Raw genomic sequence first — 15,338 nt, 5'->3', positions numbered from 1 at the left:
TTACTTACGTTGTGTCACCCCCGCGCCAGGGATTGCAGCGGATACCCCGGTGAGGCCATTGCAGCAGGGCTTTTGTGCCGGAGTAGCAGCGGAAAGCCCGGCCCGCCCTGTATTTTGGCGGGGGCGCCCTGAACTTTATCTCAACACCCTCAACGTACTTTATGCTACCGCAATATTGATTGCTTGTCTGTATAAGCTTTTTGAATGGTATTAAGGTTATCCAGCAAGGCCACAGCGGTGCTTTTATCGTAAGCCAGCAGGTCAGCCTTTTCGCCAGTCATGGAGTTGTAGTACTTAAGCTGCTGTTCAAGGTCACGCTTCAGCGAATCTACCACTTTGCCGGCAAGCTCTTTTTCGTTGGCGCGGTAACAGGCCTGCAGGAACATAAGTGAAATTCTGTTGTGCTCGTTGTTTTTGGAAACCATTCCGTAAGGCAGGTTTTCCTGCAATATCATTTTATCGGTTTTCTTCAGCACTTTTTTGGCTTCTTCAAGGTGGTTGGTGTCAAGCAGGTTCATGGCAAGTTCTGTATCCGCACGGCGTATAATGTTTAAATGGCGCCTGTTTTCTTCATCAAAATATACGCCCGGCAAATCTGCATTGCCATAACTGAATTTATTCATTACCGTGGCATACATATAATCTGTATTGATGCCGGTGTTGTTGGCAACCGGCACCAGGCGGTAAGTAAGACCATCTTTGCGCAGGTAGTTTTCAAAGCCCAGGCTGCCGCCATTGGGCAGGGTAAAATACACAGGCCGCTGCCATTTGTTGGCGGCAATGATATTAAGTATGGCAAGATCGTGTTTGTACAAAATGTTTTTCGTGAGTTCAAAACGCATCTCTGGCAAAACAACATCGGTATCGTTTACCGTGCCGTTTTTTAGTACCAGTTCTTTATCTACCGGCACGGCCACTTTTTTTACGGGAAAGGTATTGTAGCTGCCTATACCGCGTTGTTCCATATTGGCAGGGTCATCGCTGCCAATATAGTTTTTCATCATGTCGTACAGGTCGTAATACCTGTTTTCCGGGTATTGGGCCAGTGGGCGGTATAGGGCTACATCCCGCTTGCTGCCTGTAATTTGCTCTTTGCTCCATATTACATCAACGGCATTGCTGTTGTTAAGTTTATAGCGCAACTGGTTAATATACCAATCCGCGGTAAGCAGCGATGTGATAACGATGCGTACATCAGGACGTATGCCTTCAACTTCCTGCGCATACCACAACGGGTACGTATCGTTATCGGCGGTACTGAACAGGATGGCATTGGGCGCACAACTTTCCAGGTAGTTTTTGGCAAGGTCACGGGCAAGTTGTTTTTTGCTGCGGTCATGGTCGTCCCATCCCTGCTGCGCCATCAGCAGTGGTACAGCAATTACGCACAGCGCCACCGCTAAGGAAGATGCCAAACCCGGTGCAGTAAGTTTGGCAAACCATTCTTTAACCTTAAGTACGCCGAGGCCTATCCACACCGAGAAAGCAAAGAAAGAGCCTACATAGGCATAATCTCTTTCCCGCGGCTGAAAGCCCGGCTGGTTGATGTATAATACAATGGCTACGCCTGTACACAGGAATAGTAACAGATTGGCCAATGCATCGCCGCCCCTTCTTTTAAAATGAAACAGCAAGCCTATTAAGCCAAGTATCAACGGCAACATGAACAGTTTGTTATGTGCCTTGTTGTTTTTAATACTGTCAGGCAGTAACTTCTGGTTGCCATAAAGCAGGTTGTCAATAAAACCTATGCCGGTTATCCAGTTGCCATCCCGGGCATAGCCGTTAAACATACCCTGCAGGTCGTTTTGTTTGCCGCTGAAATTCCACATGAAGTAGCGGAAGTACATGTAGTAGTTCTGGTAGCTGATAAAGTAACTGATATTGTCGGCAAAATTTGGAGCGCTTTCGTAACTGCCATCTTTAAGCCTGCCAATGCCGGCAAAGTTGGCATAGTAATCAGCATGGTTTTGCTCGTTATTGGTATCCCACATGCGTGGGAATATCATTTTATCTTCCGGTGCATAAACAGGTTCGAAGTTTTTGCCGGCATCCACGTAATTTTTGTCGCCCTTTACGTAACGGGTAGATGTTTCTTTATAGTCAATAGGCTGGGCGGTAAATTTTTGGCCATACAGCAGCGGAAAATCGCCATACTGCTCCCTGCCCAGGTAAGCGTTAAGGCTTACGGGGTTATCTACGTTGGAAATGTCCAGTGCGGGGTCTGCATTGCTGCGCAGCATGGTGGTAATATAGCTGCTGTAGCCTACCAGCATAAAAGTGAAGCACCAAAGCCCCAGGCGCAGGTACGGCATGCCTTTGCGTTCAGCATACTTAAGCCCAAGGCGAATGGCCAGGGCCACAAGCACAAAGAAAAATGCGAAGCCTGAAAAGAAAGGAAGGCCAAGCTGGTTAACAAAAAATACATCAAAGTTACCGGCCAGCTTTACGGAGTATTTAATAACGCCTACCTGTACAGCGCCGGTAATGGCACAGCCCAGTACAAGAAAAATATACGCCCCGCCATATATTTCTTTTTGTTTTTTGCCAATGGTTTCAACAAGGTAAAGAAAGCCTGCGCACAGCAGGGTTGCCAGCAGCATTAAGCCTGCAACGGTGCTATCCATAGCTATGCCAAGGCTTTCGTTGGCCTGGCTGCCTGCGCTTGCCAACGCTGTAAGCGAGGCCAGTGCCCCGCAGGTAAGCGTAATACGTAAAAAGTATTTGCGTAACAGCCTGTAGTTAAACTGGTTTCTTTTCTTAAAGTAATATACCATTACAATGGCTGGTATGGTCAGCAGGTTTAGCAGGTGCACACCAATGGAAAGCCCCATGAGGAAGAAGATAAAAACGATCCATTTGTCAGCGCCGGGCCTGTCCGCCGCATATTCCCACTTCAGGATAGCCCAAAATACAATGGCGGTAAAAAAAGAGGACAACGCATATACTTCTCCTTCCACGGCGCTAAACCAAAAAGAATCGCTGAAGGTGTATGCCAGGGCGCCAACCAAACCGGCGCCAATAATGCTTATTACCTGTGCTTTGGTAAGCTGTTCCGCCTGTTGCTGTACTGTTTTGCGGGCAAAATGGGTAATGGTCCAAAAAAGGAATAATATGGTAAAGCCGCTGGCCAGTGCGCTGAGTATATTAACAGCTTTAGCAGCCGTAAGCGGGTTATCGCCAAAGAATACAATAAATATCCTTCCAATCAAAACAAACAACGGTGCGCCGGGGGGATGCGGTACCTGCAGTTTAAAGCAACTGCTGATGAATTCGCCACAATCCCATAAGCTGCCGCCAGCTTCGGCGGTAAGAATGTAAACGGAGCATGCAAGCAGGCATACCAGCCAGCCGGCAATGTTGTTGATTGTTCTAAACTGCATAGGTTTTGATTTGAAGGAAGGAAAACCTAATATAAGCTAAACAGCAAAATGTTAAAATGTGGAAAACGGATTTTAAGAATAGATTAGGAAAGGAGCAGCCGGCAAGTACGGGTTACCTTTTCTATGTAAGATGTAAGATGTGGGATGTACGATGTAAATGGAATACGATGTGGCATGTTGTACGATGTAAGTGGCAGATGGAGTGCCCCACTCACCATTGACCATTCACCATTCACGATTTATGGTACCAGCCACATTGTTTCATGGCATCATCGTTGCGTCGCAAGCACTTCATCGTTCTGTTCAATGGGCAACTTTTCAGGCCCAGGTAGAAAGCCCGCACTGAAAAGTTGCCGCCATTTATCACGATGACTATTTTTTCTTTTTCGGCTCTTTTTTCCTGGTGTAACTGTCGTTAAAGTAACATTTAATACCACGGTGGTTGCCGCAACTGCCCTGCTCTTTTACTTTAACTGTATTGCCTGAAAAAGAAAAATCAATTACACAAGGGTCACCGGTTTCTTTAAAGATGCCTTTGTTATCGGCCACAATAACCAATTCGCCCTTAAGTTCGCCGGTGCAATCATTGCTTTTGTTTTCAAAGTGGGTAAAAAACAGGTATTTGTTAGGGGCCTTGCCATCCCGTATGGACACAAAATTCTTTTTGTCTTTCACGTAGTCGCCGCTGAATTTGTTTTTGCGGGGCAATGTATCCAGTGGGTTCAGTATTTCCGAAAGCTTTTTTATGTCTTCGTTTGAGTCGTTAACCACCACGAAAAAAATGCCGGCATCATTGTTAAAAGCGTATCCCTGGCGTGTATATAAAAGTTGGCTGCCATCGGCTATTTTTTCTTTGGCAACACTAAAAGTCGGTTCTTTATTAACGGATACATAATGCCGGTAGCCATCATCATATTTATCGTGCAGCAGTTCTAAAGAAGACCTGAATTTTTTTTGTTTGTCAAACGTGAATACCGCCAGTTTGGTGCGCTTGTTTTGGGTGAAGTTGGCAAGCAGGTAAAATTCATTTTCTTTTTTTATCATACCCACCGGGTGAATAGACAATTTTTTTGGCGTTTTGCCGGTAATTTTCTGAAGGGCACTGTCTGGCACAAACTGGTTAAAGACCGCGTAACTGATGGTAGTGGTATCTGCCCGCCTGAGCATATTGGTATCTGCGTACACCGTTGGCAATGCCAGTTTGGAAAAGGCTGCAAAGAAGTCATCATCACTAACGGGTTCGTTGCCGGCCAGCGATTTATCTCCGCTTTTACAACCTGCGGTAAAGGCCAGCAATAATAATACGCAGTACAACCTGTACATAAAATTCTTTTGATAAAAATAGGGGAAACCGCATGAAGATGGCAAATTCTTTGGGCATGTGATGCAATTGGTTTTGCGGGGTAACAACTGTTTGCCATACTGCGGCCCTGTTAAATGAAATAGCCTGCCAGGCCCTGCAGAATAGTGTGTGCCCGGCCAACTGGTAACAACAGGCAGGTTAACTTTGCGTTGCTTATGCTTAAAAAGAGAATAATTATAATTATTGCCTGCGGCCTTGCTGTTTTAATAGTAATAGTTTTGATATGCAATAGTATGGTTGTTAATGCCGCAAAGGGCAAAACCTACACCAACGCCGCCGACCTGCCCTATAGAAGGGTAGGATTGTTGTTAGGGGTGCCAAAATATACTACATATGGCAAACCCAACCAGTATTACCAATACCGCATTGAAGCTGCCGCAGTATTGATGCGGCTGCATAAGATTAAATACCTGCTGGTTAGCGGCGACAGCAGCGCAGAAAAATACAACGAGCCCTGGAGCATGCGTGCAGATCTCCTAAAGGCCGGGGTGGATTCTGCCGTTATCTTTTTAGACTGCAACAGCCTCAGGACCTTTGATTCTGTTGTTCGTCTTAAAGAAATATTCGGCCAGGATTCTGTTACCATTATTTCCCAGTTATTCCATAACGAGCGGGCCATTTATACAGCGGAAAAAACCGGTGTTAACGCTATAGGCTTTAATGCCGCAGATGTGGATGGATACACGGGTGCTGAAACCTATTGCCGGGAAAAGCTGGCGAGGGTAAAACTGATGATAGATATCGTATTGGGTTACACACCTGGATACATGGGAAAAAGAGGTATTTACCGGTTGATTAATTGTTGCCAGTAGGATCAGGTTGAATAAACATATAGTCTTACTATGTCCCAGAGGGACGTGTCGTGGGTAGAATAGCCATTTACGTTCTACTATGTTCCGGAGGGATTACTTAGAGGAGTCTATCTTATTGCAAATCAATTACTTATACTTTTTGTCGAATTTTTCGCCGAACAGAAATTGATTTTCACCTTGTTCCTTATAAACCTTTACAAAGAATAGCATATCTGTACAAAAGTACGCTTATTTTTCCGCCACCTTACAGTTATCTACAACAGCACCTACGATTGAAATCTCCGAATAGCGTTGTTTTATCGGATACGCATAGTGCATTAAGAGGTCAGCATTTAGTGAAAAGATCTTGGAAATAAAAGCAGTCACCCTTGACGCTCCGGAGATTTAAACATTATTTTTTCTAACGCCCGATTTGCATGACTCCCAGGAATCGCCTGGAGTGAAGGCATGGAGAAATATCAGGAGTAATGACGACAGCTAAGCATTGTTGTATACAGGGAGGGTATCCTGCATATCTTCTCAGCGTTTTGCTTAATGCAAAGACATCTGTGGAGGCAAAAAGTTGCTAAAGGGATATTTTCTGATAATAAATTTTCAGTCCATGGGAGATTAATTGACGTCAATAACCATCCGATTATGAGAAATTTCAACTATGATTGATCAAAGTATTTGTCAATGCACGAATGTGGTTTTAATGCCGTATAGTGGCAATATTAACTGGTAATAAAAACGCTTTTTACTTTGAGCTTAAGTCTATATATCCGAAAAAAAATTGATAGTAATTTCCGTTACTCAGGAATAATCAAGTGGCCAATGCCACCAGTCAATTTCTTTAACCCTTGCTTCAAACTTTCAAATTCCCTGTCGTTTACATTAAGACTGATTTCAATCAGCTCGTTTTCATAAGTCATTGATAAATATTTACGATATAAGTAGATACTAAATACTGTAAGCTCGCCTGATATCTCAGGGTCATTTGTTTCGATGTAATAATAATCACTTTCAAATTCATCTTCTGAAAAAGTCCGTTGGAGCAAAAGATACTGTTCCACTGAAGCCATTACGCTGACAGCATTTATGTCCAGTACCGATGACCACTTATCTTCATTTTCCGATAGAGTAACGGTGCAGCCAAATTCTTCATCAATTACTGATATTTTTCTGCATTCAAATTTCATTTTCCCTATGTTATATAGTAAACATTGAAATTTTGCACAGCCCGAAGTTGGAGTATATAAGCATTTTCTATATTGTTGCTGTCTTATCCCACTTTGCATATTAGGGTGCGTCAAATTTAATTGCACCGACGGTTACGGCTTGCTGCTGCGCTGATATTATAACGGCCAGCCGGTAACTGCAGCCGATTAAAAAACCAAAGTACAAAATATATTCTTTCGTCCATTAGCGTATCGTCAGCCGTATCTGTTGCTGATAAGCGAACCGAAGCTTAAGCTGAGCTCGGTCAGCCAGAGTAACATCAAACCGCTTGTTGTGTGCCTTCGGTCAAATCGAGAGGGTCGCTTCATCGCAGCCAATCCTCAATACCTGTCCGCCAATGAATGTGTAGATTATATCGTCCTCTTGGTCCGGTTTGGATTGATCGAGAAAATGTGTGTCCTGTTGTCTGTCAGCCGACGGGAAAAAAGTCACTTCGGATAAGATTTGGGAATCCTCTGGTAAAACCGGCTCCAGCATTGGTAGAAATTTAAAGTATGTAACTCCGATATGGGTGATCATGACCCTAGAGAGTTCATTCTGAACAATCCAGTCTCCAGCGTCTTTAATCCACCGAAGTGTAACTTGGCCCTTATCCAGGTCGTAATGAAAATCCTGGAACTTAAAATTGTTGTGAAGGTCTATGTGCCTGCCATCAAACAATATATCTCTAAAGTGTTCAATTTGAAAATTAGTTTTCATGGCTTTGAGTCAGGAGGTCGCGCATAATGTCCATCGGCTTGCCGCTGTAGCGGCATTCGTGGTTCGTCGGTTTAAATTTATTACGAAGTTGAATAATGTTCACTTGTTTAACACTTGTTCTTCAGCCGGTATGGTGGCAAACCGCCTGTTGAACTAAACCTTCGGTAGCCTTTCCTGCCTTATATCAAAATTCGGAACTTATAGGTTCAACAAAACCATTTACTATGAGTTCTATCAAAAGACAGTACAACGCGGTTGTATCACAAGCAAAGAAAGGCGTACCGGGTTTTGCAGATGCATACGCCAAATTTATCGAAAAGGCAACAATAGAACAAAGCAGTAAAAGCCTGCTGGTAAACTACAGCCGCAGCCTGGCGTATATAGCCATTCATTTTAACCGGCCACCCCACCTTGTCAGCGTGGAAGAGATTAACAGTTACCTCTACCGCATGATGGTGCATGAACAATGTTCCCTTACCTATTTCAAGCATGCCGTATTCGCCCTTCGTTACTGGTTCCGGCTGTTTAATATGGAAGATAAAGCCATACAGATGCCGCCGGTAAAGAAAGAAAAGAAGTTGCCTGTGGTGTTATCCAAACAGGAATGCAAAGAGCTGTTTAAGTCCCCCCGCCCCTTAAAGCACCGTTTCCTGTTAGCCTTTGCCTACGCAGGCGGCCTGCGGATCAATGAACTGCGGCTGCTCAAGATAACGGACGTAGATGTGCAGCGCAGCCAGGTGCATATCCGCCTGGGCAAAGGCAAAAAAGACCGGTATGTAGGCCTCTCCAAATTCATCGCCCGCAAGCTGCCCCTTTACATGCAGGAAGTGCTATTCGTTAGGGTGTGTCGCTCTATGCTTGCAGGTAACGAATAGGTATTGCCGCTGGTGGGGAATTAGAATTCCGTCCGCCGGAACCGCTGCCTGGCTTTTTGATAAAGATAAATATTAAGAACTAATGCTGGGCTTAATTCGTCGAGCCCCGAACCGCAGTACAACAGAATTACTACTACTGATTGCTCCAATGTCAAGCCCCACTATTGGCAATACCAATGTTACCTGCAGTTATTTTAGGTCGGTAAGTCTTTCTAACAGTAATGTGTCGCCCATTCTGTTGTCAAGTACTAATTTCATTCTCCCTTTAGAATCAAAAGATGTCTTACAGTCTGACCCAACAATACAACCACGATTAAAGTCAATGCCGTCTACATTAACCTTGTATGAATAGTCAACTGTAGAATCAAGTTTATTCTCAAGATAAAAAACTGCATTACCGTCTTCTCGAATATTTAATGTGAATTTGTCAAAATAGCCGCTGTAATTAATAAGTTTTACAGGCATTTGAAATGAGACTAGTTTCCACCAACCAATAACTTTTTTTCTTAAGGAATCTTGCTTTAAGTATTCTTTTAAGTTGTCATGAAAGTCTCCATATTTAGATCGTTTGTAAAAGTTTTCATTATTTGTCCAACCACCGCCTAACTGGAAATGGTTAGAGTCAATTAAATTTAATTTCAAAGTGCCATAGAGTTCTGTCAAAATTGAATCTTTCCCAAACCTGCGTCCTGTAGTCATTAAAGAACCTCCGTCCGAACCTGAAAATAAATAAAGACTGCTGTCTTCTAAAATAATCAGTCTGTCATAAGAAAAGAAGCGATTAGTTGAAGAGTCAAGTCGCCATTCACCGATTAATAAATTGTCATCGAAAGCAGTTCGTCTGTCATGCTGTTTTGTGTCTTTGCATGACTGAATAAGTTTCAGCAGAAATATGGTTGTGAGTAGTCTCATAATTGCAGGTAACGTTCTAGGCTTGCCGCAGGGCTGGTATTTTGTAACTGTCCGCCCGGCAACCGAAGCCGATTGAAAAACTGATGATGAAGTTAACAACTAAAAGCCAATAGAATTCGGTCAAGCCCGATATTAGCTGATAGTAGTAAAACTACCGATGGTTATTACGTCTGCCAGCATTGCGGCAAACCTTTTGTTGGCAGTAGTGTTTTTACACTTTTCGAATTAAACTCTCTTCAATTTTTAGGTTGTTATTAAATTGATATATGCTCGGATGATAAACTACATATCCTTCAAAACCAATATGCTTTAAAACTAAACAATTGATGCAAAACAGAAGCCTTCCGTTAGTTAAGGACAGATAATGTTTATCGTCTTGCTCAGGTATCCTACCATGTAAAAAATCATTTCGTCTCTCTATAGCTTCAATGTCTTTTGATGGCAGGGTAATATTTAAATGTTTAAATGGCTGTAATAGTTTTTGTTTATTAGTCGGCGAATTAATTCTATCAATGTCAGATGTGATTTTTGTAAATGCTTCGTCTGAAAGTTTAGCTTTAAATTCTTGTAGTGCCTTTTTAAGTTCGCATCTAAGGTTGTTGGAAATTTCCTTTTCTTTTATTGGCTTTATTTTTTCTTTTATTTCTTCTGATATTTTGTTTGTGATAGTTTCGAGAGCTACAGAATATAAAGTTGATGTCACATAAGCTGGCTCAGTGTGAGCCTGGCAAAGAAGTAAAAGAGTTCTTTTGTAAACCAATGAATCAATGAGTTCAGTGATAAGGCTCTCAAGGCATTTAACTGAAAATCTTATAACTGGTGCATTTACCTGATGCTGAAGAGTGACATCTGGAATCGCTGCATAACCATTTTTTAAATCATCAAAAAAGCGTTTTAAGCTCAATACAGAGTTTTTTTCAAAAGTATTTGTATCGCTACCAATTATATAAATCTCTTTTCCTAAAAAAGTCCCAGTTAAATAAGTAATTGCAAGTATTATCTCATCTTGAAGTGAAATGAAATTTGAATAAGAGCACTTGTCTTGAGTCTCTATTATGAAATATGAATTTTTTGTTTCCTTTGATTTATAGGAAAATAGATTAAGTTGAGTGCCTTTTATGTTAATTTCTAATACTCCCGAGCCATATGTGCTTGTCCCGATTTTCAAACAATTATTGTGTGCAAAAAAACCGCTTAAGGCATGATCTGTCTCTCTTATAATTACTGCTCGATAATAAGAATGGTTGTGACTTGGCAATGCTTCAGTCTTAAACTCTTTTTATAAAACCAGATACCGAAGTGAATCCTGCAAACCCAAAAGAAAAATTGCATTTTGATTTGATTAAGTCAAATTCGATAATCCTAAAATTATTTGAAAATCTAATTGGTAATGTCGGGGCATATGTAATCTTGTGCCTATCATCTTGAGATGGCAAACTCATCTTTGAAAATTCGAAGAAAAAACCTTCATCTTTTCTCTGAGTTTTAGCAACAGCTTTATTTAATGTCTCATGAGTGCTACTAACTTCAAAAAAGCTTTCTGAAAAAAAAGATTCGATTGTTCTTATTGTATCTGCTACTTGCTTCTCTATTGTTTGCATAAGGCTCATATAACATTACTGCCAACGTTCGGGGCTTGCCGCAGGGCTGGTATTTTATAACTGTCTGCCCGGCAACTGAAGCCGATTGAAAAACTGATGTTGAAGTTAACAACTAAAAGCCAAATAGAATTCGGTCAAGCCCGATATTAGCTGATAATAGTACAACTGCCAATTGTTATTCAGTCCGCCAGCCTTGCGGCAAACCTTTTGTTAGGCGTTTGTGCTTCTGTCTGTCGAGTTAATTATTTTTTCAATTCTATTAAATATGCTCATCTCATAAGTGTCAAAATTAGCTCTAATCGCATTTGATTTATCGCTATTTTCATAGTAGTCTATAATGTTGGACGGCACTCCATAATCACTTGCTATCCGTCCAAATTCAGTTAAGGCATTATATTCAAGTTTTACTAAAAGACGGTCAATACCAGTAGTCTCATCAAATGTTTTATTATTTTCCTGCGCTTGTATAAACCTGAACATAACATTAAACACACCTAGATATTTGACGACCTGATATTTCAAAGTATTATAAACAAAATCGGCTGTCTCGGATATAGCTTTATCAATCGTTTTATTTTGAGTTAGTTTAAACCTAACTGAACTCATAAAACCACCGATTAGATAAAAATGAATTAAGTGTGTTAGTACTGAATATTGTTCGTTTTTATCTCTTTGTGTAATATAAAACTTGAGCTTTTCATTTTTGACGATTGGAAAAATGACTTTTAAAATTATTTGGAAACCATCATTGTCAATGTCCATCTTATAGTTAATAACTCTAATGAGATTTCTTATAGATTCTATTTCTAAGGCTGTCAATTTTTTAATCTCATCATAAATTACAATCTTATCAAGGCGACTTACAACTTTATATAAATTGAAAATTTCATCGGGAATGCCTCTCTTTTCTTGTTCTGCTTTTATATCCGTTTTTCTTGCTTTGTCAGCTTGAGTAAGAAATTCATCATTAGAGTAAAATAAATCAATTTCGTCTTTGGGGGCTTGTAAATCGTAATTTTTATGCTTTATTCCCTGTGCATCTGATTCAATTGCTTTCATAAATTTTGAGTCGAGTACAATTACTCTTCCTGCATAATGATGCCCAAACCTTCCAGCTCTTCCTGCTATGTTTTTTGCATCAAATTTTTTAAGGTCTTTATCGCCTTTCTTACTATGTAATACAATTAAATTTTTCGCAGATGTGTTTACTCCTTCAGTTATTGTAGTTGTTGATATTAAAACTTTTAAATAACCAGCATTGAATAAAGAAATAATTTCTTTTTGAATGTACTTTGGAATTAAGCCATGATGGACACCAATTCCTTTTTGAAGGGCTTTTATAATTGTCCATTCCTTGTTAAAGTTTCTTGATATATGGTTTATAAAATCAGAATAACTTGAGTCAGAATGGTTATTAAATACATTGGATTCTAAAAGCGTCGTTGCATAGTTCTCTGTAGAGTTTCTAGTTGAACAGTATACAATGGTATTTTCATCAATTGCATTTATTTTTCTGGCTACTTCAATAAACTTATCTGATTTTTTTGTGGATTCAAAATCAAATGTTAATTCTTTATCAACCTCAATATGCTTTTTGGACTTAATGTCTTCATAAGATTTACTAACAATCTCATACTGATTATAGTTGACGAGCTCAATTTTGTTTTGCATTAGGAAATTGTCGAATGAACTATTATATCCGTTCTTTTGGGAATCGTAAAAATCAATGTATGGTCCGGCTAACAAAACATCCACGTTATTTTCCAAAGCGTAGAATACTGACAAACGATAAGCGACGTCTCTTTCATTTTCTTTAACCTCATCGTCCATAATATATTCATTGTCGATTTTGTATATTTCATCAATAAATGCAAAATCAAAACTAATTTTTTCTGGATTTTTTTCTTTGAAGGACAAGAATCTTTCTGGAGTATATATGAATAAATTATTTTCGCCGAATTGACTTGCCTCACTTAAAGTATGGATTTTGTATTTATTTCTAAAGTATTCATAGTTGCTATCTGATATTATTTTTTCTAAATTCTCCGATAGTAACGCAATGGTTGGAAATATCAAAACCACATTTCCATAGTTCATTTTCTTTATTATTTCAAAAACTATATGGGTTTTGCCAAAGGATGTGCTTGCAGATAGAAAATATCTGTTCAGCTTTCCAGCCTCATATAAGTCCATAATTTTCATTTGATATTTATGAACTTTTAAATTGTCATTAGTATGTAAAGTGCTTTCGTAAAGTAAAGATGCAAATGTGTTTAAGTTGAAATTTTCTATTTCAGTAGTTTGGTTGAAATTGTTAAGTAAATCGAAGTAATGAGGAATGCCTGAGATATTTGATATGTATTTCAGAAATTTTAAGTCTGACTGATTTAAAGTATCATTTTTTATTTCGTTAAAGTAGTCGCATACAGATTTAATAAGGACATCATCAGATATTTCCTTTGAGTTGAATTTGTTTATCTGTCTTAAGACATTAGTGGTTTCCTTAATTCTATCCATTTTATAACTTCTTCTTTAATTGTTTTAACGTCTTTCATAGGAACCAAAATAAAAAAAATCGAGTATGGCACTGTAATGTTAAAAGCCTTTGCCGTATAATTGTCTTGAATATATTGAGGTACATTTTTGATACTCTCATCAAATCCTGAATCATCTTCTTCATACAACAGCATCACAGGATAAACCAATTTCATATTGTGTTGCCGTAGTTCGTTAATTATAGACAAGTAGGGATTCTCTTCCCAATCTTTAATAACTGATTCAATTCTTGAACCTCGGTAATGTAGATTATTAATTTGGTTTGAAATAGCGAATACGTTTGTCTTTAGATAATCATCGGAAATTGCTTTGTCAATATTTTTAAAAATGCTATCAATTCCAGTTTTAAAATTTTTATGAAATTTGACTTCGCCAAACCAAAGTTCTGTCTGATTATTATTTTCAATTAAATGATAAGAGTCGTATCCTTTAGTTTCTGAATTCTCTAATGGATTATAAAAGTATCCTCTTGCTATTAATGGCTGCGACTTAAATAGTACGTATAGCACCCCAAACAAGATAACCTCTCCTAAAAAACCATATTTCACCTTTTGGTCAAGGTCCAAATCGGGATTATATTTTAACCTCTTTTGTAATGCTATAAAATGTAATTTGTCAAAGTCTTTGTTTTCAATTTCAAATTCATTAAATGAATATTCTAAAATAGAATTGTAAATAATTTCAGTAAAGTCGTTTTTGTCGAGAGATTTAAAGCATTGGTCATTATCAACAGAGATGATAGTTTTTGATATCCCAACATTTGAATTAGGCAGGTCATATTGGTAGACAATTGTTTTTTCAATAAGGTTGAGTAAAGACTGTCTCATTTGCCGGTCTGTTGATGGTTTGTAGGGGCTGTCATTGCATAACGCCTAACGCCCACAGCTTTGCGTTCGGCAGGGCATTTGAAAAACGTCCAGCCCGGAACTGCAGCCGATGTAAGTTACAAAAGCTGAAAATATATTCTCTTGCTCATCTGTGTTCGATCAGCCGGATATGTAGGTGATGGTAGTACTACCGATGAGGATTTAGTCGTCGCCCCCTGCTGACGCAAAACTGCCTGTTGTGTGCTGCTATTCGTCACTTGAGATAAAAGAATTCCTGAAAAACCCATTTGTCGCAGTTAATTGGAATGAGGTCAGTCTTGTACTTTTGCCTTGTTACCCAATCTGCAACTTGCTTTTTCCATAGTGGGTCATCTTTGTCACTCTTATTTATACTTGCAGATAGTAAGAAAATATCACAATGGCCTTTCCTGTCAATAGCTCCATAAACCATAATATAGAATTTGCAGCTATCGTAGTCTTTTACTTCGGTCTTGTTTAAACCTTTGATTAACTCAGTCCTAAACTTCCTTCCCGTAATCAAATCTGGAAACTGATAACCTTCTGGATATTTTATTTTATCGTACACCACCGATTTCAGTTGAGGAAGCTTTTTCAAGTCGAACCGCTTCGTCACAAATGATTTGTCTTTTCTTCCAATGATTTCAGTCTTGTTGGCGTCAATAAGTATTGCCTTATCATCTAAGGTCAACACAAATAGTGTGTCATTGTAAATAAACATATCATCATACCATAGAGTATGTGATGAAGTAAATTGAAGTTTTGACCTGTCGCTTATTAAGTCCTTTACAAAGTACTTCTTTGATTTTTTCCCATTCACATAAAATTCAATGAGCTCTTGGTCGTCAAAGTTATCATGTCCCCACATCCAATATCTTGTCGTGATAAGCGATTTACCGTTATTACTCAGAAAAGCTTGACGAGGCAGATAGTTGTCAATTTGATACAACCTCTTTTTTGTCTTAGCATCGTAAACAATCGTCTTCCCAAAATTTGTCTGGTCGTAGTTGTAGAATGGAATTGACTTATAGTAAAAGCTCTTGTTTTGTGAATAAAGGTCGTATTGGTAAGCTG

General features: G+C 39.4%; 11 protein-coding genes. 2 read left to right on the top strand and 9 right to left on the bottom strand.

The genetic code is table 11. The features are described from left to right. Window positions 1-164: 164 nt before the first annotated feature. Both F0364_RS29270 and F0364_RS24190 read right to left on the bottom strand, forming a co-directional pair. On the bottom strand, window positions 165-3,383 hold the full coding sequence (locus tag F0364_RS29270) for a glycosyltransferase family 117 protein (RefSeq protein WP_235921237.1): 3,219 nt from the start codon (window positions 3,381-3,383) through the stop codon (window positions 165-167). Window positions 3,384-3,755: 372 nt separating this feature from the next. Next, window positions 3,756-4,706, bottom strand: a complete 951-nt coding sequence (locus F0364_RS24190) for a hypothetical protein (RefSeq protein WP_153800397.1) — start codon at window positions 4,704-4,706, stop codon at window positions 3,756-3,758. Between the two features lie 195 nt (window positions 4,707-4,901). Here F0364_RS24190 and F0364_RS24185 point away from each other — a divergent pair, with 195 nt between their 5' ends. Further along, the gene (locus tag F0364_RS24185; RefSeq protein WP_153800396.1) at window positions 4,902-5,558 is read left to right on the top strand and encodes a SanA/YdcF family protein; all 657 of its coding nucleotides are present in this window, start codon (window positions 4,902-4,904) and stop codon (window positions 5,556-5,558) included. A 788-nt stretch (window positions 5,559-6,346) separates the two neighbouring features. Here the strand turns inward: F0364_RS24185 and F0364_RS24180 are convergent. Further along, window positions 6,347-6,736 (bottom strand): hypothetical protein, encoded by a 390-nt coding sequence (locus F0364_RS24180; RefSeq protein ID WP_153800395.1) that lies wholly within the window; start codon window positions 6,734-6,736, stop codon window positions 6,347-6,349. Between the two features lie 963 nt (window positions 6,737-7,699). On the opposite strand from F0364_RS24180, the gene F0364_RS24175 reads away from it, so the two are divergent. Continuing rightward, the gene (locus tag F0364_RS24175; RefSeq protein WP_153800394.1) at window positions 7,700-8,350 is read left to right on the top strand and encodes a tyrosine-type recombinase/integrase; all 651 of its coding nucleotides are present in this window, start codon (window positions 7,700-7,702) and stop codon (window positions 8,348-8,350) included. Window positions 8,351-8,539: 189 nt separating this feature from the next. Here the strand turns inward: F0364_RS24175 and F0364_RS24170 are convergent, their stop codons facing one another. The 6 genes from F0364_RS24170 to F0364_RS29065 all read right to left on the bottom strand — a co-directional run. Continuing rightward, window positions 8,540-9,262 (bottom strand): hypothetical protein, encoded by a 723-nt coding sequence (locus F0364_RS24170; RefSeq protein ID WP_153800393.1) that lies wholly within the window; start codon window positions 9,260-9,262, stop codon window positions 8,540-8,542. Window positions 9,263-9,473: 211 nt separating this feature from the next. After that, the gene (locus F0364_RS24165) at window positions 9,474-10,430 is read right to left on the bottom strand and encodes a hypothetical protein (protein ID WP_153800392.1); all 957 of its coding nucleotides are present in this window, start codon (window positions 10,428-10,430) and stop codon (window positions 9,474-9,476) included. Window positions 10,431-10,530: 100 nt separating this feature from the next. Further along, window positions 10,531-10,863, bottom strand: coding sequence for a hypothetical protein (locus F0364_RS24160; protein ID WP_153800391.1), 333 nt, complete (start codon window positions 10,861-10,863; stop codon window positions 10,531-10,533). A 210-nt stretch (window positions 10,864-11,073) separates the two neighbouring features. Next, window positions 11,074-13,380, bottom strand: coding sequence for a helicase-related protein (locus tag F0364_RS24155; RefSeq protein ID WP_153800390.1), 2,307 nt, complete (start codon window positions 13,378-13,380; stop codon window positions 11,074-11,076). Further along, window positions 13,347-14,246 carry a HamA C-terminal domain-containing protein gene (locus tag F0364_RS24150; RefSeq protein ID WP_153800389.1) on the bottom strand — a complete coding sequence of 300 codons (900 nt, stop codon included), beginning with the start codon at window positions 14,244-14,246 and terminating at the stop codon, window positions 13,347-13,349. The genes F0364_RS24155 and F0364_RS24150 overlap by 34 nt, the downstream gene beginning before the upstream one ends. Before the next feature lie 253 nt (window positions 14,247-14,499). Continuing rightward, window positions 14,500-15,338: hypothetical protein (locus F0364_RS29065; protein ID WP_207632534.1), on the bottom strand; the 839-nt coding region annotated here is incomplete at its 5' end.

This window comes from Foetidibacter luteolus (assembly GCF_009650435.1).
In the GTDB taxonomy this organism is placed as follows: Bacteria; Bacteroidota; Bacteroidia; order Chitinophagales; family Chitinophagaceae; genus Foetidibacter; species Foetidibacter luteolus.
The sequence above is the reverse complement of the archived record's forward strand: the minus strand, read 5'-3'. Positions and strand labels throughout refer to the sequence as shown.

Coding starts and splice junctions, on each gene's coding strand:
- F0364_RS24160 (WP_153800391.1), bottom strand. CDS start 10,863: ATGCAAACAATAGAGAAGCAAGTAGCAGATACAATAAGAACAATCGAA.
- F0364_RS29270 (WP_235921237.1), bottom strand. CDS start 3,383: ATGCAGTTTAGAACAATCAACAACATTGCCGGCTGGCTGGTATGCCTG.
- F0364_RS24170 (WP_153800393.1), bottom strand. CDS start 9,262: ATGAGACTACTCACAACCATATTTCTGCTGAAACTTATTCAGTCATGC.
- F0364_RS24175 (WP_153800394.1), top strand. CDS start 7,700: ATGAGTTCTATCAAAAGACAGTACAACGCGGTTGTATCACAAGCAAAG.
- F0364_RS24180 (WP_153800395.1), bottom strand. CDS start 6,736: ATGAAATTTGAATGCAGAAAAATATCAGTAATTGATGAAGAATTTGGC.
- F0364_RS24155 (WP_153800390.1), bottom strand. CDS start 13,380: ATGGATAGAATTAAGGAAACCACTAATGTCTTAAGACAGATAAACAAA.
- F0364_RS24190 (WP_153800397.1), bottom strand. CDS start 4,706: ATGTACAGGTTGTACTGCGTATTATTATTGCTGGCCTTTACCGCAGGT.
- F0364_RS24150 (WP_153800389.1), bottom strand. CDS start 14,246: ATGAGACAGTCTTTACTCAACCTTATTGAAAAAACAATTGTCTACCAA.
- F0364_RS24185 (WP_153800396.1), top strand. CDS start 4,902: ATGCTTAAAAAGAGAATAATTATAATTATTGCCTGCGGCCTTGCTGTT.